The sequence below is a fragment of the Bifidobacterium sp. A11 genome, from assembly GCF_000499185.1.
GTDB lineage: Bacteria > Actinomycetota > Actinomycetes > Actinomycetales > Bifidobacteriaceae > Bombiscardovia > Bombiscardovia mizhiensis.
Map to the genome: position 1 here is coordinate 186,176 of NZ_AWUO01000001.1, position 26,330 is coordinate 212,505.

General features: G+C 62.1%; 17 protein-coding genes and 1 tRNA gene. 10 read left to right on the forward strand and 8 right to left on the reverse strand.

Features of this window, described 5'->3' with window-relative positions; all coding sequences use genetic code 11:
• Positions 1-23: 23 nt before the first annotated feature.
• Both P273_RS0100795 and P273_RS0100800 read right to left on the reverse strand, forming a co-directional pair.
• Positions 24-704: a methionine ABC transporter permease gene (locus P273_RS0100795; protein ID WP_024626621.1), complete on the reverse strand. Its 681-nt coding sequence runs from the start codon at positions 702-704 to the stop codon at positions 24-26.
• Positions 701-1,753: a methionine ABC transporter ATP-binding protein gene (locus P273_RS0100800; RefSeq protein WP_216476348.1), complete on the reverse strand. Its 1,053-nt coding sequence runs from the start codon at positions 1,751-1,753 to the stop codon at positions 701-703. The genes P273_RS0100795 and P273_RS0100800 overlap by 4 nt, the downstream gene beginning before the upstream one ends.
• A 141-nt stretch (positions 1,754-1,894) precedes the next feature.
• On the opposite strand from P273_RS0100800, the gene purT reads away from it, so the two are divergent.
• From purT to purD, 6 genes are all read left to right on the forward strand, one after another.
• Positions 1,895-3,196, forward strand: a complete 1,302-nt coding sequence (gene purT / locus P273_RS0100805) for a formate-dependent phosphoribosylglycinamide formyltransferase (RefSeq protein ID WP_024626623.1) — start codon at positions 1,895-1,897, stop codon at positions 3,194-3,196.
• 77 nt (positions 3,197-3,273) lie between these two features.
• Positions 3,274-4,026, forward strand: a complete 753-nt coding sequence (gene purC, locus P273_RS0100810; protein ID WP_024626624.1) for a phosphoribosylaminoimidazolesuccinocarboxamide synthase — start codon at positions 3,274-3,276, stop codon at positions 4,024-4,026.
• Between the two features lie 79 nt (positions 4,027-4,105).
• Positions 4,106-7,885: a phosphoribosylformylglycinamidine synthase gene (locus P273_RS0100815; RefSeq protein ID WP_024626625.1), complete on the forward strand. Its 3,780-nt coding sequence runs from the start codon at positions 4,106-4,108 to the stop codon at positions 7,883-7,885.
• 17 nt (positions 7,886-7,902) lie between these two features.
• Complete coding sequence (purF, locus tag P273_RS0100820) at positions 7,903-9,420, forward strand: amidophosphoribosyltransferase (protein ID WP_024626626.1); 1,518 nt, start codon at positions 7,903-7,905, stop codon at positions 9,418-9,420.
• Between the two features lie 38 nt (positions 9,421-9,458).
• Positions 9,459-10,508, forward strand: a complete 1,050-nt coding sequence (gene purM / locus P273_RS0100825) for a phosphoribosylformylglycinamidine cyclo-ligase (protein WP_024626627.1) — start codon at positions 9,459-9,461, stop codon at positions 10,506-10,508.
• An 18-nt stretch (positions 10,509-10,526) separates the two neighbouring features.
• Positions 10,527-11,798, forward strand: a complete 1,272-nt coding sequence (purD, locus tag P273_RS0100830) for a phosphoribosylamine--glycine ligase (protein ID WP_024626628.1) — start codon at positions 10,527-10,529, stop codon at positions 11,796-11,798.
• On the opposite strand, the gene P273_RS0100835 is transcribed toward purD, so the two are convergent.
• Positions 11,795-13,972 (reverse strand): alkaline phosphatase family protein, encoded by a 2,178-nt coding sequence (locus tag P273_RS0100835; RefSeq protein WP_024626629.1) that lies wholly within the window; start codon positions 13,970-13,972, stop codon positions 11,795-11,797. The genes purD and P273_RS0100835 overlap by 4 nt on opposite strands.
• Positions 13,973-14,098: 126 nt before the next feature.
• Positions 14,099-15,019 (reverse strand): metal ABC transporter solute-binding protein, Zn/Mn family, encoded by a 921-nt coding sequence (locus P273_RS0100840; RefSeq protein ID WP_024626630.1) that lies wholly within the window; start codon positions 15,017-15,019, stop codon positions 14,099-14,101.
• Between the two features lie 228 nt (positions 15,020-15,247).
• On the opposite strand from P273_RS0100840, the gene P273_RS0100845 reads away from it, so the two are divergent.
• Entirely contained in the window at positions 15,248-16,612 is a 1,365-nt protein-coding gene (locus P273_RS0100845) for an esterase family protein (RefSeq protein WP_029675979.1), read from the forward strand.
• Positions 16,613-16,666: 54 nt separating this feature from the next.
• Entirely contained in the window at positions 16,667-19,276 is a 2,610-nt protein-coding gene (locus tag P273_RS0100850; RefSeq protein WP_253269545.1) for a bifunctional lysylphosphatidylglycerol flippase/synthetase MprF, read from the forward strand.
• On the opposite strand, the gene P273_RS0100855 is transcribed toward P273_RS0100850, so the two are convergent.
• The 3 genes from P273_RS0100855 to purE all read right to left on the reverse strand — a co-directional run bounded on the left by P273_RS0100855 (position 19,248) and on the right by purE (position 21,417).
• Complete coding sequence (locus P273_RS0100855; protein ID WP_024626633.1) at positions 19,248-19,691, reverse strand: Fur family transcriptional regulator; 444 nt, start codon at positions 19,689-19,691, stop codon at positions 19,248-19,250. The two genes, P273_RS0100850 and P273_RS0100855, sit on opposite strands and share 29 nt — an antisense overlap.
• Before the next feature lie 69 nt (positions 19,692-19,760).
• Entirely contained in the window at positions 19,761-20,927 is a 1,167-nt protein-coding gene (gene purK, locus P273_RS0100860) for a 5-(carboxyamino)imidazole ribonucleotide synthase (protein WP_024626634.1), read from the reverse strand.
• Positions 20,911-21,417 (reverse strand): 5-(carboxyamino)imidazole ribonucleotide mutase, encoded by a 507-nt coding sequence (purE, locus tag P273_RS0100865; protein WP_024626635.1) that lies wholly within the window; start codon positions 21,415-21,417, stop codon positions 20,911-20,913. The genes purK and purE overlap by 17 nt, the downstream gene beginning before the upstream one ends.
• 179 nt (positions 21,418-21,596) lie before the next feature.
• Here purE and P273_RS0100870 point away from each other — a divergent pair, with 179 nt between their 5' ends.
• Both P273_RS0100870 and P273_RS0100875 read left to right on the forward strand, forming a co-directional pair.
• Positions 21,597-23,435, forward strand: a complete 1,839-nt coding sequence (locus P273_RS0100870) for a 1-deoxy-D-xylulose-5-phosphate synthase (RefSeq protein WP_024626636.1) — start codon at positions 21,597-21,599, stop codon at positions 23,433-23,435.
• Positions 23,436-23,479: 44 nt separating this feature from the next.
• A tRNA-Arg gene (locus P273_RS0100875) sits at positions 23,480-23,556 on the forward strand.
• Between the two features lie 64 nt (positions 23,557-23,620).
• Here P273_RS0100875 and P273_RS09465 read toward each other — a convergent pair.
• The gene (locus P273_RS09465) at positions 23,621-26,284 is read right to left on the reverse strand and encodes a multicopper oxidase domain-containing protein (protein ID WP_024626637.1); all 2,664 of its coding nucleotides are present in this window, start codon (positions 26,282-26,284) and stop codon (positions 23,621-23,623) included.
• Positions 26,285-26,330: the final 46 nt, after the last annotated feature.

The window sequence follows — 26,330 nt, forward strand, 5'->3', positions numbered from 1 at the left end:
TAATCTGACCTTTCCCGAGTTGCTCAGTGTTCGACGACCTCGGCCAGAAGCCGGCCGAACAGTTCGATCAGGGCAATGAAGATGACCAGCACAATGATGGTGGCGATGGTCACGTCGTTCATGGACCGCTGGTAGCCCAGGCGGATGGCGAAGTCACCCAGCCCGCCGCCGCCCACGATGCCCACGGTAGCGGTCTCGCCCACCAGGCTGACGATGGTGATGGTGGTCACCCGGATAATGGAGGGGATGCCCTCACGCAGGTAGACATGCCAGATGATCTGCCAGGTGGTCATGCCCATGGACTCCGCCGCCTCGACATACCCAGGATCCAGACCGGCAAGAGCCGACTCGATCTGCCGGGAGAAGAAGGGGGTGATGCCCACGACCAGCGGGAAGATCGCCCCCTTGGGCCCGATGGCCGTGCCCATGAGCATCCTGGTCACCGGCACCAGGGCTGCCGCCAGGATGATGAAGGGGATGGAGCGGAAGAGGTCGATCAGCTTGTCCAGAATGGTAAAGACCAGGCCGTTGCGACGGATGCCGTCACGTCGGCTGATGATCAGTCCCACCCCGATGACCAGAGCCAGCAGGAAGGAGATCACCCCGGAGACGCCGACCATGACCAGGGTCTGAACCATGCTGCTGAAGAACTCCGGCAGCCGGCTCATGACGTTGGGGAACCAGGTGGTAAGCAGGGACGTCATGACTTAAGAACCTCGATTCCGATGTTGCGCGAGCGCAGGTATTCCATGGCCTGGCGAATATTTTCAGGATCGCCGCCCATTCTGACTACCAGTCCTCCCAGGGGCGCACCCTCCACCACGTCGATGTCGCCGAAGATGATGTTGACGTCCAGGTTGTAGCGACGGCTGATGGTGGAGACCAGAGCCTCGGAGACCTCCTTGGAGACATAGGACATGCGCATGAGGATCTGCCCGGGCTCCAGGGCCACCAGGGGCGAATCGGCGGCCAACAGATCCTTGACCTTGTCCAGGTTGGAGGTGGTGGCCACGAAGGATTTGGTCAGTTGAGCCTTGGGGTCTGCAAAGACATCGAAGACCCTTCCCTGCTCCACGATGACACCCTGGTCGATGACCGCCACCCGGTTGCAGATCTGCCTGATGACCGACATTTCATGGGTGATCATGACCACAGTGATGCCCAGCTGGTCGTGCAGGTCACGCAGCAGCTGAAGAATGGAGCGTGTGGTGGTCGGGTCCAGTGCGCTGGTGGCCTCGTCGCTGAGCAGGATATCCGGCTCGTTGGCCAGGGCGCGAGCGATGGCCACCCGCTGCTGCTGGCCGCCGGAGAGCTCGGCCGGATAATGGTCGGCCAGCTCGGTCAGTCCCACCAATTCCAGAAGTTCGGACACACGGGCCCGTCGAGACGCACGGTCGCGGCCGCTCCCTCGCAGAGGAAGGCCCACATTGTCGGCCACTGTCCTGGAGGGCATCAGGTTGAAGTGCTGGAAGATCATGCCGGTACGACGTCTCAAGTCCCTCAACTCGGCCGGAGACAGATCCTTGACCTCGCGGCCACGGACTTTAACACTGCCCGAATCATAGTCCTCCAGCCCGTTGATGCAGCGGACCAGTGTGGACTTGCCCGCCCCGCTCAGGCCAATAATGCCAAAAATATCCCCAGTTTCGACGGTCAGATTGATGTCGGCCAGTGCCGTTTTGTCTTCGTCGTCGTCGCTGTGATAGGTCTTGGTCAGGTGCTCCATCCGCACCGCCGGTGTCCGCTCGCTCACGTTCCCGCCTTCCCTGGTCGACTGCCTGACATGGTAATCGTCCCAGCGGCCAGTGGACAAGAAGGCCTCTATAGATGTCGTTTATAGGCATGTATCGATAACCGGCCTGCTTGGTCGATGGGTCGGTGGCAGAATATGGGTATGAGCGCATCCGGTCAGCAGCGGATTATCAACACCATCAATCCCGGGGAGCGACCGTTCGGCTCTCCCCTGGGGCCAAGACCCACACGAGTCCTTCTCCTAGGTGCCGGCGAACTCGGCCGCGAGATTGCCATCAGCCTGATGCGGCTGGGTGCCTGGGTAGGTGCAGCGGACTCCTACCCTGGCGCACCGGCCACCCAGGTGGCCCATGCCGGCTACCAGGTGAAGATGAGCGATCCGAAGGCTCTGGAGGACCTGATCGGAGAAGTCCAGCCCGATTTGATTGTGCCTGAAGTGGAGGCCATTGCCACTGACCGCCTGGCCAAGGCCGCGGCACAGGGCATCCAGGTAGTGCCTGCCGCCCCCCTGGCGGCCATGTGCATGGATCGCCGGGCCCTGCGTGTCTTCGCCCACGAGCAGGTGGGCCTGCCCACTACCCCCTACCGATTCGCCGACTCTCCCGAAGAGCTGGCCAGCGCGGCGGACCAGGTGGGCTACCCCTGCATGGTCAAACCCCTGATGAGCTCCTCCGGTCACGGACAGACCCTGGTACGGAGCAAGGAGGGCTTGTCGCAAGCCTGGAATTCGGCTCTGACCCAGGGCCGGGCAGCCACCAAGCACCAGGGCAAGGCCGAGGTCATTGTGGAGGCTCTGGCCCCCCTGGCCCACGAGCTGACTGTTCTGACCGTGGCCTCCTCGGCTGGCGTGGCCACCTGCACGCCCATCGGCCAGCGGCAGGAGGACGGGGACTACCGGCTCTCCTGGCAACCGGCGGCGCTGAATCCCGACATCTTGCAGCAGGCACGGAGCATGGCCACCCGGCTGGTTGAGGCCATGACCTCTCTGGCCCGCCAGAGTGGGGAGACCGGTTGGGGGATCTACGGAGTGGAGATCTTCGTCCTGCGCGACGGCTCGCTGCTCTTCAACGAGGTGGCCCCGCGCCCCCATGACACCGGCATGGTGACCATGATCTCCCAACGCCTGACTGAATTCGACCTTCACGCCCGGGCCATCCTGGGCATTCCCGTCCATCAGGAGGATCTGGCCCTGAATCTGCCGGAGGGCACCTGCGCGGTCAGCCGACCCATCCTGGTCAGAGGCCAGGGACCGGTCAGCTTCCAGGGCCTGCCGCAGGCCCTGGACCACCCTGGCACCGACCTGCGCATCTTCTCCAAGCCCGAAGTGCATGGTCTACGCCGCATGGGCGTGGCCCTGGCCTTGGGGCCAGATTTGCAGACAGCCACCGAACGTGCCGAAGCGGTGGTCCGCGATTTGAAACCCCGGGTGGGCACAGGGATGTAACCCGGGCTTGCTATGGTGGTCGTGTCCCAAGCAGTGCAGAAGTTTCCAATTCGCAACAAACTCGAGGAAGGCGAACAGTGGAAAAGTTGGGAATGCGCTATCAAGGCAAGGCCAAGAAACTGTACGAGACGGATGATCCGGACATACTCTGGGTTGAGTACACTGACCAGGCCACCGCGGGGAACGGGGCCAAGAAGGCCAATATCGAAGGCAAGGCCAGACTGAACAACAGGATCACCACGGTGATATTCTCCCTGCTGGCCCGCCGGGGTATCCCCAGCCACTTCGTACGCAGCATCTCGGATACCGAACAGCTCAATCGTCGGCTGGATATGTTCCCGCTGGAGATCGTCATGCGCAACCGGGCCGCAGGCTCCTTCGCCCAGCGGTACGGGGTTGCGGAAGGCACGACCTTGAAGCAGCCGGTACTGGAGTTCTTCTACAAGTCCGATCCCCTGGATGATCCGTTTATCAACCGGGACGACATTCTGGCCCTGGGACTGGCCACTGAGCAGGATCTGGACATCATCGCAGCAAAGACCCGAGAGATCAACGGGGCTCTGACCAGCATCTTCCGCGCCATCAACGTGGAGCTGGTGGATTTCAAGATCGAAATGGGCAAGACCGGATCGGGCATCATCCTTCTCGGCGACGAGATCACCCCCGACACCTGCCGGCTCTGGGCGATTGGCAACAATAATGACGGCCAGGTCACCCACCTGGACAAGGACATCTTCCGCAGGGACCTAGGCAGCATCATTCCGGCTTATCAAACCATTCTGGATGGGCTGACCGAATTGGAGGAGCGCGAAAGCCAATCGAACAGCTGAATCGGTGAACCCGGAAGCGAGCATATCGCCTCCGGGTTTTTCATTGGTCCCCAACCAGTCCATCGCGAAAGGATCCATTGTGCTCTTCCGTGTCTATACCGAGAAAAAGCGGGGCTTCGACCAGGCCGCCGAGAGGCTTGCCGAACAGCTGCGCACCCTGCCAGGCGTTCAAGGGCTGACCGGCCTGCGCATGTTCAACCGCTACGATCTGGAAGGCATCGACGAAGACCTCTTCAAACGTTGCCTGCCCACGGTCTTTGCCCAGCCCCAGACCGATCTGGTAGCCACCCGACTGGAGGAAGCCCTACGCATGAAGGGCGACGATGACCTGCCGCCGCTGGACTCCCCCATGCTCTTCGCTGTGGCCCCCCTGCCCGGTCAGTTCGATCAGAGAGCCGACTCCGCAGCCCAGTGTGTCCAGTTGGTGGGCCAGGGTGCCCGACCCCTAGTGGCCACGGCCACCGTCTACCTGCTCCAGGGTGATTTGGATGCCGAGCAGATCGAGGCCATCCGCAACTACCTGGTCAACCCGGTCGACTCACGGGTGGTAGGGCTGGAGCAGCCCAAGACCCTGGCCATGCCTGATGACAATCCGGATCCAGTGCCGGTATTGGACGGGTTCCGCGATCTGGACGATCCTGAACTTGAAGCGCTGATTGACAAGCTGGATCTGGCCATGGATCTGCCGGATATCCGCTTCTGCCGGGACCACTACCGTCAAGAGAAGCGCGACCCCACCCTGACCGAGCTCAAGGTGATCGACACCTACTGGTCCGACCACTGCCGGCACACCACCTTCAACACCAGGCTGGAGCGGATCGAGGCGGACAACCCCCGGGCTCGCGCCACGCTGGAGCATTACCGGGCCATTCGCGCAGAGTTGGGCCGTCAGGACCGGCCGGAATGTCTGATGGACATGGGCACCATCGGAGCCAAGTACCTGCAGAAGCGCGGCATCCTGAACGACATGGACCAGTCCGAAGAGGTCAACGCCTGCACTATCCGGACCAAAGTCGACGTGGACGGCCAGGATCAAGACTGGCTCTTCCTCTTCAAAAACGAAACCCATAACCATCCCACCGAGATCGAGCCCTTCGGCGGTGCCGCCACCTGCATCGGCGGAGCCATCCGTGATCCCCTGTCCGGAAGGGGCTACGTCTACCAGGCCATGAGGGTCAGCGGGGCAGCGGATCCCCGGCAGCCCCTGGATCAGACTCTGCCGGGCAAGCTACCCCAGAGCCGGATCGTCCGTCAGGCAGCCGATGGCTACTCCTCCTATGGCAACCAGATCGGGCTGGCCACCGGGCAGGTTCGGGAGATCTACCACTCCGGCTATGCGGCCAAGCGGATGGAGGTGGGCGCTGTAGTGGCCGCCACCCCGGCCGACCATGTGATCCGCCGTCGGCCTACACCCGGCGATCTGATCATCCTGGTGGGCGGAAGAACCGGCCGCGATGGAATCGGCGGCGCGACCGGAGCCTCCAAGTCCCAGAACGAAGAAAGTCTGGAACGCTGCGGAGCCGAGGTGCAGAAGGGCGATGCCCCTGAGGAGCGCAAGCTCCAGCGCCTCTTCCGTCGCCCGGAGGCAGCCAGGCTGATTGAGCGTTGCAATGACTTCGGAGCCGGCGGCGTTGCTGTGGCCGTAGGCGAGCTGGCGGACGGACTGAACGTGAACCTGGATCGGGTGCCGCTCAAGTACCAGGGGCTGGACGGGACTGAAATCGCCATTTCCGAGAGCCAGGAGCGCATGGCCGTGGCCCTGGCTGCCGAAGATGCGCCCGCCTTCATCGACTACGCCCGGCAAGAGGACCTTGAGGCCACCGTCATCGCCGAGGTCACCAAAGAACCCCGGCTGCGGATGACATGGCGGTCAGAGACCATCGTGAATATCCCCCGATCCTTCCTGTCCTCCAACGGCGCTCCTCACAAGGCCGATGCCCAGGTGGCGGTTCCCGCTCCCTACCATGCCCCATTCGAGGTCCAAGGCAGCCTGGATGCACGCATGAGGGCCCTGCTTGCGGACATCAATGTCTGCTCCCAGCAGGGTCTGGCTGAGCAGTTTGACTCCACCATCGGTGCAGGCACCGTCCTCATGCCCTTCGGCGGAGCCCGACAGCTGACACCGGCCCAGGCCATGGTGGCCAAGCTGCCCGTGGATGGGCACACAACCACCGCCTCGGCCATGGCCTGGGGATTCAACCCCTGGATCAGCAGCCAGGACCCTTACACCGGAGCCTACCTGGCCGTGGTCGAGAGCCTGGCCAAGCTGGTCGCCTCTGGCTTCAGCCGTTCCCGGGCCCACCTGAGCCTGCAGGAGTACTATCCCAAGCCCGGCGACGACCCCCGGCGCTGGGGCCTGCCGGTGGCCGGCGTCCTGGGAGCCCTCCAGGCCCAGCTGGATCTTTCCGTGGGTGCCATAGGTGGCAAGGACTCCATGTCCGGCAGCTTCGAGGACCTGGATGTGCCGCCCACCCTGATCAGCTTCGCCGTGGCCTTGGGACAGGCCAAGGATGCTATCTCCCCTGAATTCAAGGCAGCGGACCGCCAGGTCTATCTCTTGGCGCCCGATTACCAGGAGGACGGATTGCTGCCCGATCCGGAGAGCCTGCGGACCGTCATGGACCAGGTGGAGACGCTGATCAGCCAGGGCCTGGTGGATGCGGCTGCCACTCCAGGCTACGGATGCGTCGCCCAATCCCTGACGGAGATGTGCCTGGGCAACAAGATCGGGCTGGATATGGCAGCAAACACTGCTATATCAGCGCTCTTCCGTCCCGCCTATGGAAGCTTCATCCTGGAGGCCTCTGGTCCGGAGCCCCTATTTATTCAGGATTCCGGTCTGCATCTGCACCTTCTGGGGCACACCCGTGAGGATTACCGCCTGCGCTGCGGCAGCGAGGATCTGGACCTGGCCGAACTCGAGGAAATCCGTGCCAAGGGTCTGGAATCAATCTTCCCATACCGAGGCCATGGCGACCCGGTGCCGACCATTGGCCGCACCGACCGTGAGCCCGGCAGGCCTGCTGCGCGCAGATCCAAGGGGACTTCCAAGACCGCACATCCCAGGGTGGTCATGCCCGTCTTCCCGGGAACCAACTGCGAGTTCGACTCCGCCCGGGCCTTCCGGGACGCTGGAGCCCAGGTGGATACCGTGGTCATCCGCAATCTGAATGCCGAGGACGTGACCGAGAGCTCCCGTCGTCTGGCCCAGGCCATCCGCAGCAGCCAGATACTCATGCTGCCCGGAGGTTTCTCCGGTGGCGATGAGCCCGACGGTTCGGCCAAACTGGTGGCGTCCTTCCTGCGTTCGAACCAGGTTGCCGATGCCCTCCAGGAGCTTTTGCAGGACCGGGACGGGCTGGTTCTGGGTGTCTGCAACGGCTTCCAGGCGCTGATCAAGCTGGGCCTAGTTCCCTACGGCAAAATCGTCACCGGCTCACCTGAGGATCCCACCCTGGCCGTCAACGCCATCGGCCGCCATCAGAGCCGTCTGGTCCACACCCGGATCAGCTCCACACGCTCCCCCTGGCTGAGCGCCTGCCGGGTGGGTGAGATACACACCATGCCCATCAGCCACGGGGAAGGGCGGTTCGTGGCCGAGCCCGGCCTCCTGCGCACCCTGATCGACCGAGGACAGGTGGCCGCCCAGTACGTGGACGAGCAGGGTCGTCCCTCCATGGATCCACTGGTCAACCCCAATGGATCCGACATGGCCGTCGAAGCCATCACCAGCCCGGACGGCCGGGTATTGGGCAAGATGGGCCACACGGAACGCAGCGGCCCCGACCTGTATCTCAACGTGCCCGGAAAACATACACAGCCGCTCTTCCAGTCGGGAGTGGACTACTTTGCCGCCTAGGGGAAAGGACGTAGACCATGTCGTTGGAGCTTGAAGGCATCCACGAGGAATGCGGGATCTTCGGGGTCTGGGGCCACCCCGACGCCGCCCGGCTGACCTACTTCGGCCTGCACGCCCTGCAGCACCGCGGCCAGGAGGGTGCCGGCATCGTTTCCAACGACCAAGGGCACCTGATCGGGCGGCGAGGTCTGGGCCTGCTGACTCAGGTCTTCCCGGACGAGTCCAGCCTGACACCGCTGACCGGGAACCGGGCCGTTGGCCATGTCCGCTACGCCACAACCGGCTCAGGGTCCATCGAGAACATCCAACCCTTCGTTTTCCGCTTCCATGACGGGGACATAGCCCTGGCCCACAACGGTAATCTGACCAACTGCAACAGCCTCAAGGCGCAGCTGGAGGATCAGGGGGCCATCTTCCATTCCAACTCCGACACCGAGGTGCTCATGCACCTGATCCGGCGCAGCCCTGAAAAGGACTTCATGGCGGCACTTAAGCAGGCCCTGCGCCAGGTCCATGGCGGCTTCGCCTACCTGCTCATGACCGAGGATGCCATGATCGGAGCCATGGATCCCAACGGCTTCCGCCCCCTCTCCCTGGGCCAGTTGCCGGGAGGGGCCTATGTCCTTGCCTCTGAGACCTGCGCCCTGGACCTGGTCGGCGCCACGCTGGTGCGGGACATCGGCCCTGGCGAGATCGTCCGGGTGGACGACTCGGGCTACAGCATCGAGCGCTATACCGATCAGACCTGTCTATCCATCTGCTCCATGGAGTTCATCTACTTCGCCAGGCCCGACTCCAATATTTATGGTGTCAACGTCCATTCGGCCCGCAAACGGATGGGGGCCAGACTGGCCCGCGAAGCTCCGGTGGATGCCGATATGGTCATCGGAGTGCCCAACTCCTCCCTGTCCGCCGCTTCAGGATATGCCGAGGCGGCCGGGCTGCCCAACGAGATGGGGCTGATCAAGAACCAGTATGTGGCACGCACGTTCATCCAGCCCAGCCAGGCCATGCGTGAACAGGGCGTCAGGATGAAACTGGCGGCTGTACGCGGCGTTGTAGCCGGCAAACGGGTGGTGGTCATCGACGATTCCATCGTCAGAGGCACCACTTCGCGCAGAATCGTCCGCCTGCTCCGGGAGGCCGGGGCCAGCGAGGTGCACATGCGCATCGCCTCCCCGCCCCTGCGCTACCCCTGCTACTACGGCATCGACATCCAACGGACCTCCGAGCTGATCGCCGCCAAGAAGTCCGTGGAGGAGATCAGAGAAGCCATTGGAGCCGATTCCCTGGCCTATCTGAGCCTGGACGGTCTGGTGGAATCCATCGGCCTGGGCCGTGATGCGCCCTATCAAGGGCTCTGCGTGGCCTACTTCAACGGAGACTACCCAACGCGGCTTGACGACTACGAGCAGGGCTTCCTGGCCTCGCTGACCCCAGAGGACCGGGCCCGGCTGGAAGCTTCCAGGGGATCCTACGGACTTGACATGCCTGCAGGCTCGAGGCAGGGAGCCGACCAATCCATTGAGCACTAGCGAAGAACAGAACAGACAGGGCATAGAAAGGGGCAGCCATGCCGAAGGCATATGAGCAGGCTGGGGTATCGGTAGAGGCCGGATACGAACTGATCGACAGGATCCGCTCCCACACGGCCAGAACGCGTAGGCCGGGCGCCGGCGATATCGGCGGCTTCGGCGGCGACTTCGACCTGTCTGCGCTCAATTATCGACATCCAGTCCTGGTTTCAGGCACTGACGGCGTGGGCACCAAGCTGATGGTGGCCCGGGAAGCCGGCCGTCATGACACCATCGGTCAGGACTGCGTGGCCATGTGTGTCAATGACATCATCGCCCAGGGGGCCGAGCCGCTGATCTTTCTGGACTACATCGCCTGCGGGCACAACGATCCGGCTCTGCTGGAGCAGGTGGTCAAGGGCGTGGCCGACGGCTGCGTTCAGGCTGGAGCCGCCCTGGTAGGCGGGGAGACCGCCGAGATGCCCGACATGTACCAGCCCGACGAATATGATCTGGCCGGATTCACCGTGGGTGTGGTCGAACGGGAGTCCCTGGTGGACGGTTCGGCCATCAAGGAAGGCGACCAGCTGATCGGTCTGCCCTCCTCTGGCGTCCACTCCAACGGCTTCTCCCTGATCCGTCAGGTCCTGCTGGACCAGGGGGGCATGAAGCTGGAGGATCGGCCCTACCAGCTTAATGGACGGACCCTGGGAGAGGAACTGCTGACCCCCACCCGTATCTACGTCAAGGCCCTACGCCCGCTCTTCGCCTCTGGCCTGCTCAGGGGCGCAGCACACATCACCGGCGGCGGCTTTGTGGAGAAGGTGCCGCGAATCCTGCCCGAGGGACTGGCCGCCAGCTTCGACCTGAATGCCTGGAAGGTGCCGCCCATCTTCACCATGATTGAAGAGATGGGCAGGGTCGACCATCTGGAGATGTACAACATCTTCAACATGGGCATTGGGATGGTTCTGGTGGTTTCCCCTGACCAGCTGGACCAGGCCCGTGCAGTCCTGGATGAGGAGCAGGAGCCCTACGCTCTGATCGGACAGGTGACAGATGCTCAAAACGGCCAGCAGGTCATCCTTAACGACAACAGTCGTCAGTAATAGCGAGAGGAGCCCATCATGGCGGACAAGGTACTGGTCATCGGGTCGGGAGCCAGGGAGCACGTTATCGCCACCACCCTGCTGTCCGGACCAGGAGTGGATCGGGTCTGGTGCGCCCCGGGCAACCCGGGTATGGAGCCGGACAGCATCAGCCTGCTGCAGGAGGATTCCTCGCAGCCAGAAAAACTGATCGCTGCAATACGCGAGCTGGGAATCGACTGGGTCTTCGTTGGACCCGAGGCTCCTTTGACGGCTGGATTGGTCGACGAACTGCAGGCTGCCGGCATTCCAGCCTTTGGACCTACCAAGGCTGCGGCCCGCATCGAGGGATCCAAGGGCTTTGCCAAGGACCTGATGCGCAGGCATGGGATTCCTACCGCTGACTATGCGGTCTTTCATGACTTGGACAGTGCCAAGTCCTATGTGCACTCGCACGGCGCCCCGGTCGTCATTAAAGCTGACGGGCTGGCAGCCGGCAAGGGTGTGACGGTGGCCGCCGACCTTGACCAGGCCATACAGGCCCTGGATGACATCTTCATCGATCATAAGTTCGGGCAGGCCGGAGCCCAGGTGGTCATCGAGGATCAGCTGGTGGGTCAGGAGTGCTCGCTCATGTGTTTCGTCAGGGGCGAGCAGTTCTGGCCCATGCCCCTGTCCCAGGACCACAAACCCGCCTATGACGGGGATCGGGGTCCCAACACCGGCGGCATGGGGGCTTACTCCCCTCTGCCGCAGTTCGGTCCAGAACTGACCCAAAAGGCCTTGGACACCATCGTGGCCCCCACCGTCCGAGCCCTGGCCCAGGAAGGCAGTCCCTTCACCGGTGTCCTCTACACGGGATTGATGGTCACCGACAAAGGCCCTCAGGTCGTCGAATTCAATGCGCGACTGGGCGACCCGGAGACCGAGGTGGTGCTGCCCGCCCTGACCAGCGACCTGGGCACAGCCATCCGTGCGCTGATGGAGGGCGGAGAGCCACAATTCACCTGGGATGAATCCCACAGCCGTTTGGGGGTGGTCCTGGCAGCCCAGGGCTATCCCGGCAATCCCAAGACCGGGGTGCCCGTGCCCTTGATCGCCCCGGAGCAGGACCTCAGAGCCTACTATGCCGGAGTGTCCGGCTCAGCCTCAACTGGTCTGACGTCCTCCTCGGGAAGGACCGCACTGGTGGTGGCACAAGGTGACGACCTGGCCCAGGCAGCCCACCGAGTCTATGACCGGCTGGACGGATTGACGATGCCGGGCCTCTTCTATCGGCACGACATCGGCCACCGCGGTCTGAAAGCCTAATTAGCCGAGCTGGTCGTGCTCTCGCTGTCCTTATCCTGGGTTTTCTCCTCGAGGCGGGCTTGCTTCTTGGCCTCTTCCTTGGCCTGACGCTCCATTTCGGCCTTCTGACGGGCGGCATCGGAGCGGCGGGTAGGCGTGGTGTTGAAGCCAGTCCCCTGCAGGTAGTGCTTGCCGGCCATGATGTCGTACTGGATCAGCTTGTAGTCGTTCAGGAGCTGTCGGGTGGCCTTGTCGAAATCTCGGGCATTCATGGGCTGGCCCTGGGCATTCAGATAGTTGGTCTGCCCTGCCGGTATTCTGTTCCAGTCCTGGATCTGGTTGGCCACCGGAGGCTCGATGGCGCTGATCTTGTCGTGTAGCTCGGTCAGGAAGGCCGTAAAGGGCGAGACCTTGGCATCCATGTGCTCGGCCGCCTGGGCCTGGAAGAAGTTGGGCGAGGAATAGGCACTGTTGCTTACCTGCGTTCCCGAAGCATCCGAGGCCTTGTTAGACCAGATAAAGTAATCGGTCAGATGCAGGGCCAGAGAGTTGCGCTCGTCCCAGCTCGCCGTGCCATAGATGCCAGGCAGGTGATCCCCGTAGAAGACCACGGTGACCGGCTTGCTCTGGGAATCGAGGCTGTTCAGGAAATCGGCGGTAGCCTGATCGCTCAGGCTGACCCCCTTGGCGTAGGTGCGTATGGATTGCATCTCATCGTCGCCCAAGGGTCTGTTGGGATCGGATGAACTGACCGAGAAGCCGTTGTTGTCATACCAGTCGTTGTAGGGCATGTGATTCTGCATGGTGATGACCTCGACGAACTGGTTGCCCCTGTCGTCGCCCATCTGCTCCAAGGCGGAGTCATAGGCGGAGCGATCCCCCACATACTGACTGCGGTCGATGCGGTCCTGGTGAGCTATCTGGTCAGGACCAGTCAGCGAGTAGAAGTGCGAGAAGCCGAACTTCTTGTAGTTCTCGGCCCTGGAATACATGGAGGATTCGTAGGGGTGGAAGGCCAGGGATCTGGATGGCGTCCCCCAAGCCTGATTGACCGTGGGTATCCAGTTCAGGTGAGGGATGACCTGCTGATAGGGGGAGGTCAGCGAGGGATCGAAGTTGGCCATGGACAGGCCGGTCATGGCCTGGAACTCCAGATTGGCCGTTCCCCCGCCATACCCGGAGGAGAGCATGAGCCCGCTGGTGGTCCCCTCCTTGATGGATCTGATATGAGGCATGGGGTCCTGGTTGAGCGCGACGCCCGGCACCCGTGTGGGGTCCGAGAACGATTCGGAGAGAATGTAGACCAGGCTCGACTCATTCATATAGGACTTGCGGTCATGGTTGATGCGGTCCGCCGAAAGCTGGTAACGGTGGGCCAGAGACTGCATGGTGGCGCGGCTGTATCCTGCGGGCTGGTCCATGACCTTGGGGCGCAGCTGCCTGGAGAATGACACAAAGACCCCGTTGCGCTGGGCGTCATAGACCGAGTCCCACATGGAGGGTTTGTCGCCCATGAACTGCGAGAAACGGTAGGCGGGACTGCCGTAGGTGCCCACAGTGGACATGAACACCGCCACCACCAGAACCGGCACCAGAACACCCGCCGTACGGAGTCCGGCGCCCAGGGGCTTGTTGCCGGTGGCTACCGGACGACCGCGACGGGCATCCATCCGTGTCACCACCCAGCAGAGCACACCGAGAACGATCAGGGCCACGACACCCAGCCCGATCATGATCAGGGACCGGGCCGGCAGGAAGGAGACCAGGTTGGCCGCATCAGCATGGAGGAAATCCAGATCCGAGGGCAAAATGGCCTCGTACCGAGCGCGCACCTTGAAGCGCTCGATGATCGCAATGACCGCACAGATGGCCAGAATCAGGCCCGATGCTGCCCAGAAGCGATTGGTCAGGTAGACCAGCGCCAGGTAGACCAGGCCCACAGCCAGCATGTTGAGCACCAGGACAAACCGACGCTGGTTCCACATGGCCGAGATGAAGCCCCAGAATCCGATCAGCGGGTTGGACAGCTCTACGCGGGAGCTGTTCAGGGATACCCCCCACTGCAGGATACCCACTGACAGGAAGTCAATCAGGATGAAGGCAAGTAGGTAGACCCACCCGCGTACCTGCAGACGTCCGGTCATGTTCTGCATCCAGGATGTCCACCGGCCGGGCTGACGCTTACGATCCTTCACCGCATACTCCTGACTTTGGCGACTAGGCCTACCGGGCCTTTACCGATACCTGTGCCATTGTTCCCATCAAGGACGACAAGCCCCATGAAAACACCCTTTAGCGAACAAAGAGAACCAATGGAATCATCAGGCCTTGGCCCCCGGCACCTGTTGGACCAGGGCGCTGATCCAATCCTCCAGGTTCCGGTACTTATCAGGGCGCTGCTCGCTGACCTCGAAGACCGGCACATGCGACTTGCGAGCCTCAGCAGCCAGCTCCTTGGAGGTTCGATTGACTTCTTGGGTGTTAAGGACCAACATGTCCAAGCGTCCGGATGCCAGCAAATGACGGAAGGCCACCAGGTCCTCAGGTGAGGGCTCGCTCTCGTTGGCGGCCGCCCGCAGGTACCCCTCGGGGGTCAGATCCTCCATGCCCAGATCATGGCAAAGATAGTAGGCTGCCGATTCCGTGGCCGCATAGTGCCGTCCCTGGGTCTGTTTGCGCGTATCGGCAATCAGATTGTCCAGCCGGGCCTGTCGATCTTGCCAGTCCTGGTAGGCCTTATCAAAATCGGCATCACAGCCTGGGCGCAGCTGCCGGTATGCCTCATGCACGGCCTTGGCTGCTGCCCTCCTGTCTCGGGAGGAGAACCAGAGATGGGGGTTGTCGCCGGTCTTGCGCCCTGACGCCTTGGATACGTCCACCAGCTTGGCCTGCCCGGTTTCCGCGGCCTTGGCAGCCCAGTCGTCGATGCCGGCCCCGTTGACGATGACCAGGTCTGCGCGACTGATTCGGGCGATGTCCGCCGTTGTCGGCTCATAGTCATGGGCGTCAGTCGAGGTGTTGCTCAGAATGGTATCCACCCGGGCCTGGTCGCCGCCCAGATCCACGGCCAGGGACTGCCATTGATTGATGCTGGCCACCACCTGCAGAGGGCCGGATCCTTTGGACGACGAGGACGATTCGCTCTTTCCGCAACCTGCCAGACAGGTCAGCAGGGTCAGTCCGGCCAGAAGGGCGGCGACCAAGGTACGAGTCCGTCGGAGACGTGGGCTGCTGGCTTGCATGAATAGGGAGTTCCTTTCTGGCGACGGCACGGGACGGACCTGCCGCCAGGCCCGCCGACCGTTACTGAGATTGATTATCAATAAATCTACCATAGACGAACCCATGACCGTAAGCTGTAGAGGCGATCTGGGCGAGAATGCGGGAATGAATGACTGTTCAAATGGCAGCCGCGCGACCGGACACTCCCTATACTGAACTGCGGATGTATTTTGGTTGGAAGGAATGGCATGGGTGCATGGCTGGCAAGGATCCATCTGACCCAGGGGTGGCTGCCTGCGTCAATATTTTCGCTGACAGCCTTGGCCCTGATCGTGCTGGCGCTGACCGGACTGACGCACGGACGCTGGCGGACCCTGCTGCGTCAAGTGTCCATTGCCCTAGGCATAGGAGCCTTGGGACTGTTGGCCACCTGGCTGGTCTCCGACGTCTTTATGCTCTTCGGCGTCTCCCTGGGCTGGATGGTCATCATCAGCGTGGCCTTGGGATTTCTCGCAGTGGGGTTTGCTGTCTGCATCCTGATCACTGCACGGGGCTGGCGCCGGATTCTGGCCGCCCTGACCGTCCTGCTCTGTCTGCTGTCCACCGGGCTTCGTGTGGATATCATCTACGGGGAATTCACCACTCTGGGGTCCCTGTTCAGCGTCTCCCTCTATCCCGACTACAGCGGCCATAAGGCAGCCAGACCGGCCATGAGCGTAGCCCAGTGGCGATCCTTGGCCTCACGGGGCGAGCTGCCCTCGCATCCCAGTGTCGGCCGCTCCTACAGCATGCGCATCCCCAACAGCCGCTCCCGATTCGCAGCACGGCCGGCTGATATCTACCTGCCGCCCGCCGCCTTGAGCGACAAACCGCCCGCGCTGCCTGTTTTCGTTCTTCTGGCCGGTCAGCCCGGAAGCCCCGACCGTCTCTTCACTGCCGGAGCCATTCCAGCCATGATGGATGCCTACGCCGCCCAGCACGACGGCCTGGCACCAGTGGTGGTCTCCCCCGACCAAAACGGTTCATCTTCTCACAACAGTCTTTGCGTGGACTCACCCGTCTATGGGAAGGCCGAAACCTACTTGAGCAGTGATGTTCCCGCCTGGATCCGCGCTGAACTGCCCGTCGCCAACCAACCCCAGCAATGGGCCATTGGTGGATTCTCCCAGGGTGGGACCTGTTCCACCCAGCTTGGGGCACGGCATCCCAAGGTCTACGGCAACATGCTCCCAGCAGACGGAGAGCTGGAACCGACCCAGGGTCGGCAGGAGCAGATGATCCGCGACTACTTCGACGGCGACAGGAGGCGCTTCCTGGCCCAGGTACCGGCCAGGGCCATGCTGGAGCGGGCACCATCCCGCCAGCTTCTGTTTACCGCGGCCGGGTCCAATGATAAGGAGTCCCAGCACAACATGGTGGTCATCGCCAAGGCCGCCAACCGGGCAGGCATGAAGGTGCGGGCCGTCATCACCCAGGGGTCGGGCCATGACTGGCATACCGTCAAGACCGCTTGGAAACCCGGACTGGAGTGGGTGGGCGAAGCCATGGGACTAGGGCCTATGTCCCGACCAATTGAAGATTTTCCGAACATTATCGAAACACACATCGGTTGAACCGCCGACAGGTCAGAGCGTCCAAACCGATAAGCAGAAAGAGCCGCCGCAATCATGGAGACAACACATAAGGGATCCGGACTGATGGAGCCTTCGGCCAAGACCGTGCTTCTGCGGGACCTGACCCGGTGGGTCAGACGTCACGCTCTTGCACTGGCCTTCAGCCTTGCACTGGTCCTGCTCAACCTGATCAGCTGGCTGCTGATCTGGCTGCTGCGCATCCCGGGCAGGACACGGCTGGGCATGCCGCTGTCCGACCTGATCATTCACCAGGTTCCTCATCCGGTCCACAGCCAGGGTCGTCCCTCGCTACTGGTTCAGTTCGCGCGGCTACTGGTATCCTTGGTCATCACCCCTGGCCCCTTGCAACTGGTCATAGACGTGGCCCTGGTCCTGGTCATGCTGTGCATCGCCGAGACCCGACTGGGCCGCAGGCGCACCGTGTTGGCGGCGGTCATCAGCGCCATAGGCGGCGCGGCTGTCGGGCTGATCATCTGCACCCTGATCAATGCCCTCCAGGACCACTGGGGCTGGTTCATCCGAGTGCCCATGACGCTCAGCCCCATTATCCTGGTAGTTGGATCCCTGATGGCCTCCATCCCCTTCAGCGACTTCCTCTGGCGGCGCAGGATCGCCACCATAGGCTACACGGCCTTGATATTGATAGTGCTGTATACCGGTAACCCCGGCTACTATTGCGCCCTGGCGGCAGCACTGATCGGCCACTTGACCGGCCACCTCTGGCACGGACCGGTCCAGGACGCCAACCCGCACGGCCATAGCGGCTCCTATGAAACCCGCCACCTACTGGGGGCCATTTCCACGGTTCTGGCTCTTGGCCCCCTGGTCACCGTCTCCTCCAGGATCCGTGCGGGATTCTTCACCCCGCTGGGCATGTTTCTGGGTTCGGACCCCGGCGGTAGCGCTGCCCTGTCACGATGCCTGGCCGAGAACAACCAGGCCAGCTGCTATGCCCAGTATGGTCTGGTCGCCGGCCGAGCACCCACCGGCGTCTCGTCCCTGATCATGCCCACCCTGGTACTGCTGGTGGTGGCTTGGGGCATCTACCATGGCCGCCGGGTTGCCGCTGTCACGGGTCTGGTCCTCAACACCCTGACCATTGTCCTGGCCGTGCTCTATTTCCTGGTCTTCCCCCTGACCATCGGCGATGGCCTGTCGCGAGTCATCCACCACGGAGCCCTGCCCTCCCTGTTGATCATCACCCTGCCGCCGCTGATTCTCAACTGGTTCCTGGCACGCAACCTGCGCATCTTCCTAGTGCGAACCAAGACCTCGCGTCTACAGGTGGGCTGGGCAGCCATTGTCCTGGCCTTCCTGGCCACAGCCATGGGCTATCTGGCCTTCACTGCCGCAAGCCCTGGATCCTTCCACCCCTGGCCCACCACCGGCAGGGCACTCTCCCAGCTGCCCGAACTCTACCTGCCCAATGGAGTGGCCTCACGCTTCCGCCCAGCCCTGACACCGCGCACACCCACCGGGATCATCGTCAGCCACGGGGTTGGACTGATCTTCTGGCTGGTGGTCCTGGTGGTTCTGCTCTCCTGGATGCGCAGCTCGGTCATCCAGAACGGCAACGAGCGCCAGGAGGCCGATCGGCTGGTCGAGTACGGGGGCGAGAGCATGTCCTTCATGACCACCTGGGAGGGCAACAGCTACTGGTTCTCTGACAGCGGCCGCTCAGCCATTGCCTACCGGCTCCTGCACGGCATAGCCCTGACCACCACTGGCCCATTCGGCGACCCTGACGAATATGCGGACGATCTGGACGAATTCACCCGTTTCTGCAACGCCCATTCCTGGTCACCAGTCTTCTACAGCGTCCACAAGCCTCAGCGCGATCTGCTTGCCTCCCATGGTTGGTCCACCCTGACAGTCGGTTCGGAGATGGTGGTTACGCCCAGTCTTTGGCAGACCAAGGGCAAGAAGTGGCAGGACATTCGCACAGCCATCAACAAGGCCAAGCGCGACAAGATCACCGACGTGTTGACCACATTCAACGATGCCTCATGGGATGTCCAGTCGCAGATCGTGGACATCTCCGAGCAGTGGGCCGAGCTCAAGGCGCTGCCTGAGATGAAGTTCACCCTGGGTGGCCTGGATGAGCTGAGGGACCCGCGTATGGCCATCCTCTATGCCGTGGACGACCAAGGCAAAGTGTTGGCCGTGACCAGCTGGATGCCCACCTACCGCCAGGGTCAGGTGATCGGCTGGACCCTGGACTTCATGCGGCACAGGACCGACAGTCCCAATGGGATCATGGAGTTCCTGATAGCGCGGATGGCTGAACGACTGCGCGACCAGGGCACGGCGGAATTCATGAGCCTGTCAGCCGCTCCCCTGGCCGGCATGGACAGCAGCGAAGACGATAACGATGATCAGAGCGAAGATCGGACTGCCTTCCTGCAACATGCCCTGCATCTGGTGGCCGATCTGATGGAGCCAGCCTATGGCTTCCGCTCGCTCTTCTTCTTCAAGAAGAAGTTCCAGCCCAGCGAACACCCGGTCTATATCTGCTATCCCGACCCGGCCCAGCTGGCCCAGATCGGACTGGCTGTAGTCCAGGCCTACCTGCCCAATCTCAAGGCTTCGCAGGCTTGGGATGCCATCAAGACCATCATGCCCAAGGGTCGGGAGGATCACTGACATCTGCCTGATCAGATCGATCACGACAGCTGCTGCACAGCCCGTAGACCTCCAAGGTGTGCGAGGAGACTGTAAAGCCATGTTCAGCCGCCACGGCCTTCAGCCAGCCATCATCGGGCGGGCTGATTTCGACGGTCCTGCCGCAACGTTCACAGACCAGATGATGGTGGTGCCTACGCTGGGCCAGGCAGACCCGGTAGAGGCGGATGCCTCCATGCTCAATGCAGTCCAGGCTGCCGGACATATGCAGGGAGCCCAGCTGACGATAGACCGTGGCCAAGCCGATTCGCTGGCCCGAATCCCGAAGAAGCCTGTGCAGCTCCTTGGCTGAGACGAAGTCGTTCTGGGCCTGAAGAACCCTCCAGATGGCGTTCTTCTGCCGCGTCTGGCGGCCGACGGATGAGCCAGCGTTCATGATTAGACACACTCCTTGGGCTCCACCAAGCCTACATCCGGATTGCCGGGACGGATGTGAGGATTCGGTTCAGTCCAGGTCGGACCAGCAGCCTGTGGCTTCCAGGTCCTGGGCTGTCTGCTCCGGATCGTCGGTCAGCACCGTCAGGTGCCCCATCTTGCGGTCGGTGCGCACTTCGGCCTTGCCGTAATCATGCAGGAACCATTCGGGATGCTCACCCAGCAGCTTCCTGACCGGAGCCACATGCTGGCCAAGAACATTGACCATGACCGCAGGGCTGAGCAGGCGAGGTTTGGGCAGGGGCCAACCGGCAATGCCTCGGACGTGGGCGTCGAACTGGTCCATGGAGCAGGCCTCGATGGTGTAGTGACCGGAGTTATGGGGGCGCGGAGCCAACTCGTTGACCACCAGACCGCCATCGGGCATGACAAAGAGCTCAAGGGCCAAAGTCCCGGCCAGCTTGAAGCCGTCAGCCAGGGTCAGGGCCATGTCACGCGCCCGGTCGGCCATTTCAGGGTCGACCTTTGCCGGTGCCAAAGTCATGTGGAGGATGTTGTGACGGTGCTCGTTGCGAACCATGGGGAAGGTCACATAATCCTTCCCGTTGCCTGAGACCAGTATGGAGGCCTCGAAGGCAAAGTCCACGAACCCCTCCAGCACGGAGGGCGGGAATTCCCGACCCTTCAACCGCGCCTGCAAGGCCTGCACATCCTCCTTTGTGCGCAGGACCGCCTGGCCGTGACCATCATAGCCGCCGGTTCGTGTCTTGAGCACAGCGGGCATTCCCAGCTCCTTCAGGGCTGCGTCAAGCTGATCAAGACTGTCAACCTGCCTCCAAGGGGCCGTATCGATGCCATGGCGGTTGATGAAGGTCTTCTCGTGAACGCGGTCCTGAGTGACTCTAAGCAGATCGGTCCCCTGAGGGATGGCCACACGGTCCCTCACCTGATCCAGTGCGTCGGCATCCACGTTCTCGAATTCGTAGGTGAGCACATCGCTGCGTTCGGCAAGCCGCTTAAGGGCCTCAAGGTCGCCATAGTCGGCCGTCTCCTGAAAATCGGCCACCTGGGCCGCGGGAGCATCGGGCGTGGGATCCAGCACACCGATGCGGAATCCGTGGTAGCGGGCGCTCAGAGCCATCATCCGTCCCAGCTGGCCGCCGCCGACGATCCCGATGACGGATCCCGGCTCCAAGTGATCGATTCTTCCCTTGGTTTCCTCAGACAAGCTTGGCATTGGAAGCCTCCACGGATCGGGCCAGCTCGGCACGGTAGTCATCCAGGGCCTGAGCCAGCCTTGGATCATTGATGGAGAGGATCGAAGCCGCCAACAGACCGGCATTGGTGGCTCCTGATGCGCCTATGGCCGTGGTCGCCACAGGAATGCCGGCAGGCATCTGCACGATGGACAGGAGTGAATCAACCCCGCTCAGTGCATGGGACTTTACTGGCACCCCGATGACCGGCAGCGTGGTCTGGGCCGCCACCATCCCAGGCAGATGGGCTGCTCCTCCAGCCCCGGCAATGATGACCCCTATTCCCTGGCTCCGGGCCTGATGCGCGAACTCCGCCATGCGCCCGGGTGTGCGATGGGCGGAGATGACCTCCTTGGTGTAGACGATAGCGAACCGGTCCAGCATCCGACAGGCTTCCTTCATCGTCTCCCAGTCGCTTGATGATCCCATGATCACTGCGACGCGTGCCCCTTCATGTGTATTGTCAGCCATCGGCCCTCCAATGTTCATGCACGTCCGATACTACGCAAGGCCGGGGAGAAGCCGACCAATCGTGACGGTCCTATGGATGTAAGGGCCGGGCCTGGTGAACATCGCGCTTTCAGCGGCTCCAAACCGCTGTCTCAGATTTAGAATCATTGGATTGCATTACGAAAACAGACAGGAGGGTTATGGGCAAGCTTCTGGACAGCATCGACTCCCCAAAGGATCTGAAGGTTCTCTCCTTGGAAGAGCTGGATCGATTGGCCGACGAGATCCGTCAGCTGCTGATCAGCTTCTGTCGACGTCACGGCGGCCACCTGGGCTCGAACCTGGCTACCATCGAGCCCATCATCGCCCTGCACTACGTCTTCAATATGCCTCATGACCATCTGATCTTCGACGTCTCCCATCAGGCATACACCCACAAGATCCTGACCGGTCGGCGCCGGGCCTACACGGACCCGGAGTCCCAGGAGGATCTTTCCGGATTCACCTCGCCCAAGGAGAGCCCATACGACGACTTTATGCTGGGACATACCGGCACCTCCATCGGCTTGGCCTGCGGGATGGCTGCCCAGCGGGATGCGACCGGAGGCAGGGCCAACATCATCGCCTTCATCGGGGACGGCTCCCTGAGCAGCGGGCCGGCATTCGAGGGGCTGGACTGGGCTGCAGAACAGGGCGGCAACCTGATCATCGTGGTCAATGACAACGAAATGTCCATCGCCGAAAACCACGGGGGGCTCTACAAGAGCCTGGCGGCCCTGCGTGCCAGTGCGGGACGCAGCCCGGACAATCCCTTCCGCGCTCTTGGACTGGACTACCGATACGTGGAGGAGGGCAACCGAATTGAGGATCTGATCGAGGCCTTCCGTCAGGTCAAAGACACTGACCATCCGGTGGTGGTTCACATCCACACCCGCAAGGGCCTGGGGCTGGGCCAGGGCAGCCAGGGGAAAATCGGTCCAACTTCCCTGCCTGATTTGCCAGCTGAAGGTCCTGTGGAGGCCAACCACTGGCAGGACGGCCTGGACTCTCTGAACCGTCTGCCCAACTCACGGAAGACCTACGGAAGAATGGCCATGCAGGCCCTGGAGGCCAGGTTCCCGCAGGAGCCGGGCCTGACAGTCATCTCCCCCGCTACGCCGCTGTCCAATGGCATTGATCCCGACTTCCGCCAACGGGCCGGAAACCACTACCGGGACGTGGGCATCGCCGAATCCCATGCGATAGCCTATGCCGCGGGCATCGCCAAGGCCGGAAGCACGCCTGTAGTTGCCACCTCAGCCACCTTCTTCCAGAGGGCCTACGACCAGATCGAACAGGAGATGGCCTTGAACGGCAGTGCGGTGACCCTGCTGGTCTTCTCCACCGGCGTTGCCAAAACCGACGCTACACATTCCGGCACAGCCGACATGGTCATGATGCGAGGCATCCCCGGACTGACCTGCCTGGCTCCGACCAGCGGGGCCGAGTTTTTGGACATGCTGGCCTGGGCCACGGGTCCGGCCCGGCAGCCGGTGGTCATCAGGGTACCCGGCGAGCGCACGTTGGCGACGGAACGCGCAGGCAAGCCGATAGCGCCGGTAAATTCCGATCACGCGGCCGGAGGCCAACCTTGGGACCATTACCGCATCCTGCAACAAGGTAGGACGGTGGCCCTGCTGGCTCTCGGCGATGCCCTGCCCCTGGGCCGCGACCTGGCTGATTCCTTGGAGGCATCCATGGGACTGAAGCCCACACTGGTGGACCCACATCGCTATGACCGCTTGGATGAGCAGACCCTGGATGCCCTGGCCAGCACTCATTCCTTGGTGGCTACCATCGAGGACGGCCAGTTGGACGGTGGCTGGGGCCAAGCCGTGGCTGCATACTACGGACCTAGTCAGGTCCGCACCCTGGCCTTTGGAGCGGCCAAGGAGTTCAACGACCGGGTCCCCAAAGCCACCCTGTTGGAAAGATATGGTATGACCGTTCCTGCAATGACCCAAGCCATATCGGATGCCCTTGTCGACCGGGCTTCATAGATCTGACCCGCCGGTGGACGCAGGCGGGTACAATGAAAGGGTTTGGCCCCGTAGCTCAGCTGGATAGAGCAACTGACTTCTAATCTGTAGGTCGAGAGTTCGAATCTCTCCGGGGTCACCAGTCGAACCAGTCCCGTAGCCTGGCAAAAATCCGGCTGCAAGCATCGCACATTCGCTTGTTTACCTCACGACACCCGTAGGATGCCGTGAGCGCCCTTTTCAGCCAGGCTCATCACGTGGTTGACTATGGAATAGTCGCCAGGCTGATCGACCTTGAGCTCTACAAAGCCGCCTTGGGCCGGCAGCAGGGGTAGGACCTGGGCTCCGGCTGATGAGGATGAGGCAGCGTCGGAATTCCCTCGAGAACCTCCACCGATCAGATAGCGGCCCTCAGTCCAGACCGTATCGAACTGGGTCCCCACAATGTGGAAGGACAGCGGCTGATTTGGGCCAGCATCCAGAACCCAGATGCGGACCCTTTGCCCCTTCCCCAGCTTGAGCGGGTGAGCGTCATATTGAAAGGCCCGTCCGTTGAAGGACATAATGTCCGGACTCATGGCCGCCACCTTTTCGGGATCGGCAGTCCCTCCATTGGATCCCAGATAAATTTCAGACTGAACCAGAACATACTCCGCAGCCACTGGCGGTAGGGTGCCGTCATCCACGACCACCGCCCCATACATGCCGTTGGCTATGTGGTTTGACATGGGATCGCTGCTGCAGTGGTACATCCAAATGCCGGCCCGATCAGCAGTGAAGGTGTACAAGAGCTCCTTGCCCGGCTCTATGTTGCGCATCATGGTCTGGGGAACGGCCGGGCCGGCATGAAAGTCGATGGAATGGCTCATGCTTCCCTTGTTTCTGATGGTCACTTCAAAGGTGTCTCCCACCCGACCTCTGAGCACCGGACCCTGAGCCAGTGGCCGCGATCCCCTATCCCTTGGATCGCTCGCGTCATCGAAGCTCCAGACCGTACGCTCGAGCCCTGCCGCCACCTGCTCCTTGCGCTCTTTGACCTCCAACGTGTACTTTCTTGTTCCCGCCTTCCCTTGATCATCCAGGGGTGGAAGAGCCGCCTTGGCAGGGTCGTTCTTCTCGGCCTGCGACTTGAGCTTGGCGGCCGACGGGACATGGCCCAGGGCTGTCTTCCCAGCGGAGGACTGACCTTGCTCGGCAACAATTCCACCCTTGGTCTTGACCTTGAGCTCCATGCCCATCTGGCGATGCCCTGCCAACGAGCACCAACCCAGTGTGTCGCCCCCCAGGACCCCCACGTCAACCGAGGCGCTCTGGCCTACAGGGACGGATCCCGTGCTCTTGCCGTTGGCGAAAACCAGGTCGTGCCGCTGATCCCCGGTGTTTTGAAAATCCACAACCAGCCGGTCGCCTGCCTTGATGGTGATGGCATCCGGCACAAAAGCCATCCCCTTTACCCTGATTGAGGCTCTGCTGGTGTGACCAGTCGGCTGAACGCCCTTCGACGATGCCTCCCGAACGCCCCCGACACTGGGCGCTGCCCCGACCGAAACAGCCAGCGTCGGCCGCAGGACCATCACAATCACGGCGGCCACTAGGACCAGCACAGTAGCCGAGGTGGCAATCAGGTCCGTCCTCAGTGCCAGGGTCCCCGCGCGTTCGTTTTGCGAGCCCTCGGGCTGGCGCCGACGGTAACGCTTGGATGCCAGAACCTGCTTGCCACGAGCAGCCAGATACACCACGGTCAGCATCATGGAGAGAATTCCCAGAACATTCAGGAGGTTTCCCGCCTTCCATAGGGGCGTGTAGAGCCGGATGGCCCCAAGGAGCCTGACCAGCAAACCAACCTGCATAAGTCCCCAGGCACCCCAGAGAAGGGGGTGGAAGGGCAGGGGCCTGCGAATGACCGAGGGGACAATCATGCAGACATGGGCGATAACCATGGTCATGATGAATCCCACAGCCAGCGCGTGCAGCGCCATATCGCCCCAGTAGGTGCTGGAGTCCAGGGGCGCCACCATCCAGATGAGTGCAGCCAGCAGTCCCCAGGCATAGGCCGACAACATGCAGGTGCCCATGAATCCCGGCAGGCCGCCATGGCGGAAGGTCCCCTTGGCCACGTCGTGACTGGCCATGACCAGGAGGAGCAGACCCAGCGACAACCCCAGAAGCGGATAACCGACCGCAGGCGCCATGGCTTGGATCGGCAGCATCAGGACTGTCAGGAGACTGAGACCCAGGATCCCCGATTCAAGACGGATATCCGAAAAGACCGCCCGGGCCAGCTCCACCCGCTCCCCGACGATGGTCAGAATCAGAAAGAAGAGCCAGGTTGGGGCCAGGACCGAGGCGTCCAATCCCGCAACCCAGCCAGCGGCCCCGACCAGACCCACCAGGGATCCGAGAACCTGTATGAGCACCTCTGCAGAAGGCTGCCGACGCCAGATGGCCAAGTACATGGCCGTCAGAACCAACATGGACAAAGTCCATGGAATGCCGCCCAAAAGCTCCACCCTGACCCATGTCGGGACAGGACTGCGGCTTGAAACCAGCAATGACAACAGGCAGAGCAGAGACCCCAGCAGCCCCAAGGCAGGAGCCAAGAATCCCCACGTAGGTTTGCTGGATCCGCCGCTGCGGTAGGCCACTGCCCTCTCCAGGCCAATGGCAGCGCCCAAAAACCCATATACCATGAGCCCGCCGTGCAGATCAGCCAGTGGCACCCTACCTGAGGGGTGAATCAGATCCGCGCGAATCAGCGCCGCTACAAGACCGAGCAGTGCAGCCAGACCTGCCCCTATGAGAAGGGCCATCCTGGACATGGGCACCGCCATTCTGCCGCCGGACTTACGCATCTTCCGGTCATCCTGCATGAGTCTATCCGCCTTGTCCTGGGTTGATAATTGATTTGATAGGTAT

Coding starts and splice junctions, on each gene's coding strand:
- P273_RS0100795 (WP_024626621.1), bottom strand. CDS start 704: ATGACGTCCCTGCTTACCACCTGGTTCCCCAACGTCATGAGCCGGCTG.
- purT (WP_024626623.1), top strand. CDS start 1,895: ATGAGCGCATCCGGTCAGCAGCGGATTATCAACACCATCAATCCCGGG.
- purF (WP_024626626.1), top strand. CDS start 7,903: ATGTCGTTGGAGCTTGAAGGCATCCACGAGGAATGCGGGATCTTCGGG.
- purM (WP_024626627.1), top strand. CDS start 9,459: ATGCCGAAGGCATATGAGCAGGCTGGGGTATCGGTAGAGGCCGGATAC.
- purD (WP_024626628.1), top strand. CDS start 10,527: ATGGCGGACAAGGTACTGGTCATCGGGTCGGGAGCCAGGGAGCACGTT.
- P273_RS0100840 (WP_024626630.1), bottom strand. CDS start 15,019: ATGCAAGCCAGCAGCCCACGTCTCCGACGGACTCGTACCTTGGTCGCC.
- P273_RS0100845 (WP_029675979.1), top strand. CDS start 15,248: ATGGGTGCATGGCTGGCAAGGATCCATCTGACCCAGGGGTGGCTGCCT.
- P273_RS0100850 (WP_253269545.1), top strand. CDS start 16,667: ATGGAGACAACACATAAGGGATCCGGACTGATGGAGCCTTCGGCCAAG.
- P273_RS0100855 (WP_024626633.1), bottom strand. CDS start 19,691: ATGAACGCTGGCTCATCCGTCGGCCGCCAGACGCGGCAGAAGAACGCC.
- purK (WP_024626634.1), bottom strand. CDS start 20,927: ATGCCAAGCTTGTCTGAGGAAACCAAGGGAAGAATCGATCACTTGGAG.
- purE (WP_024626635.1), bottom strand. CDS start 21,417: ATGGCTGACAATACACATGAAGGGGCACGCGTCGCAGTGATCATGGGA.
- P273_RS0100870 (WP_024626636.1), top strand. CDS start 21,597: ATGGGCAAGCTTCTGGACAGCATCGACTCCCCAAAGGATCTGAAGGTT.
- P273_RS09465 (WP_024626637.1), bottom strand. CDS start 26,284: ATGCAGGATGACCGGAAGATGCGTAAGTCCGGCGGCAGAATGGCGGTG.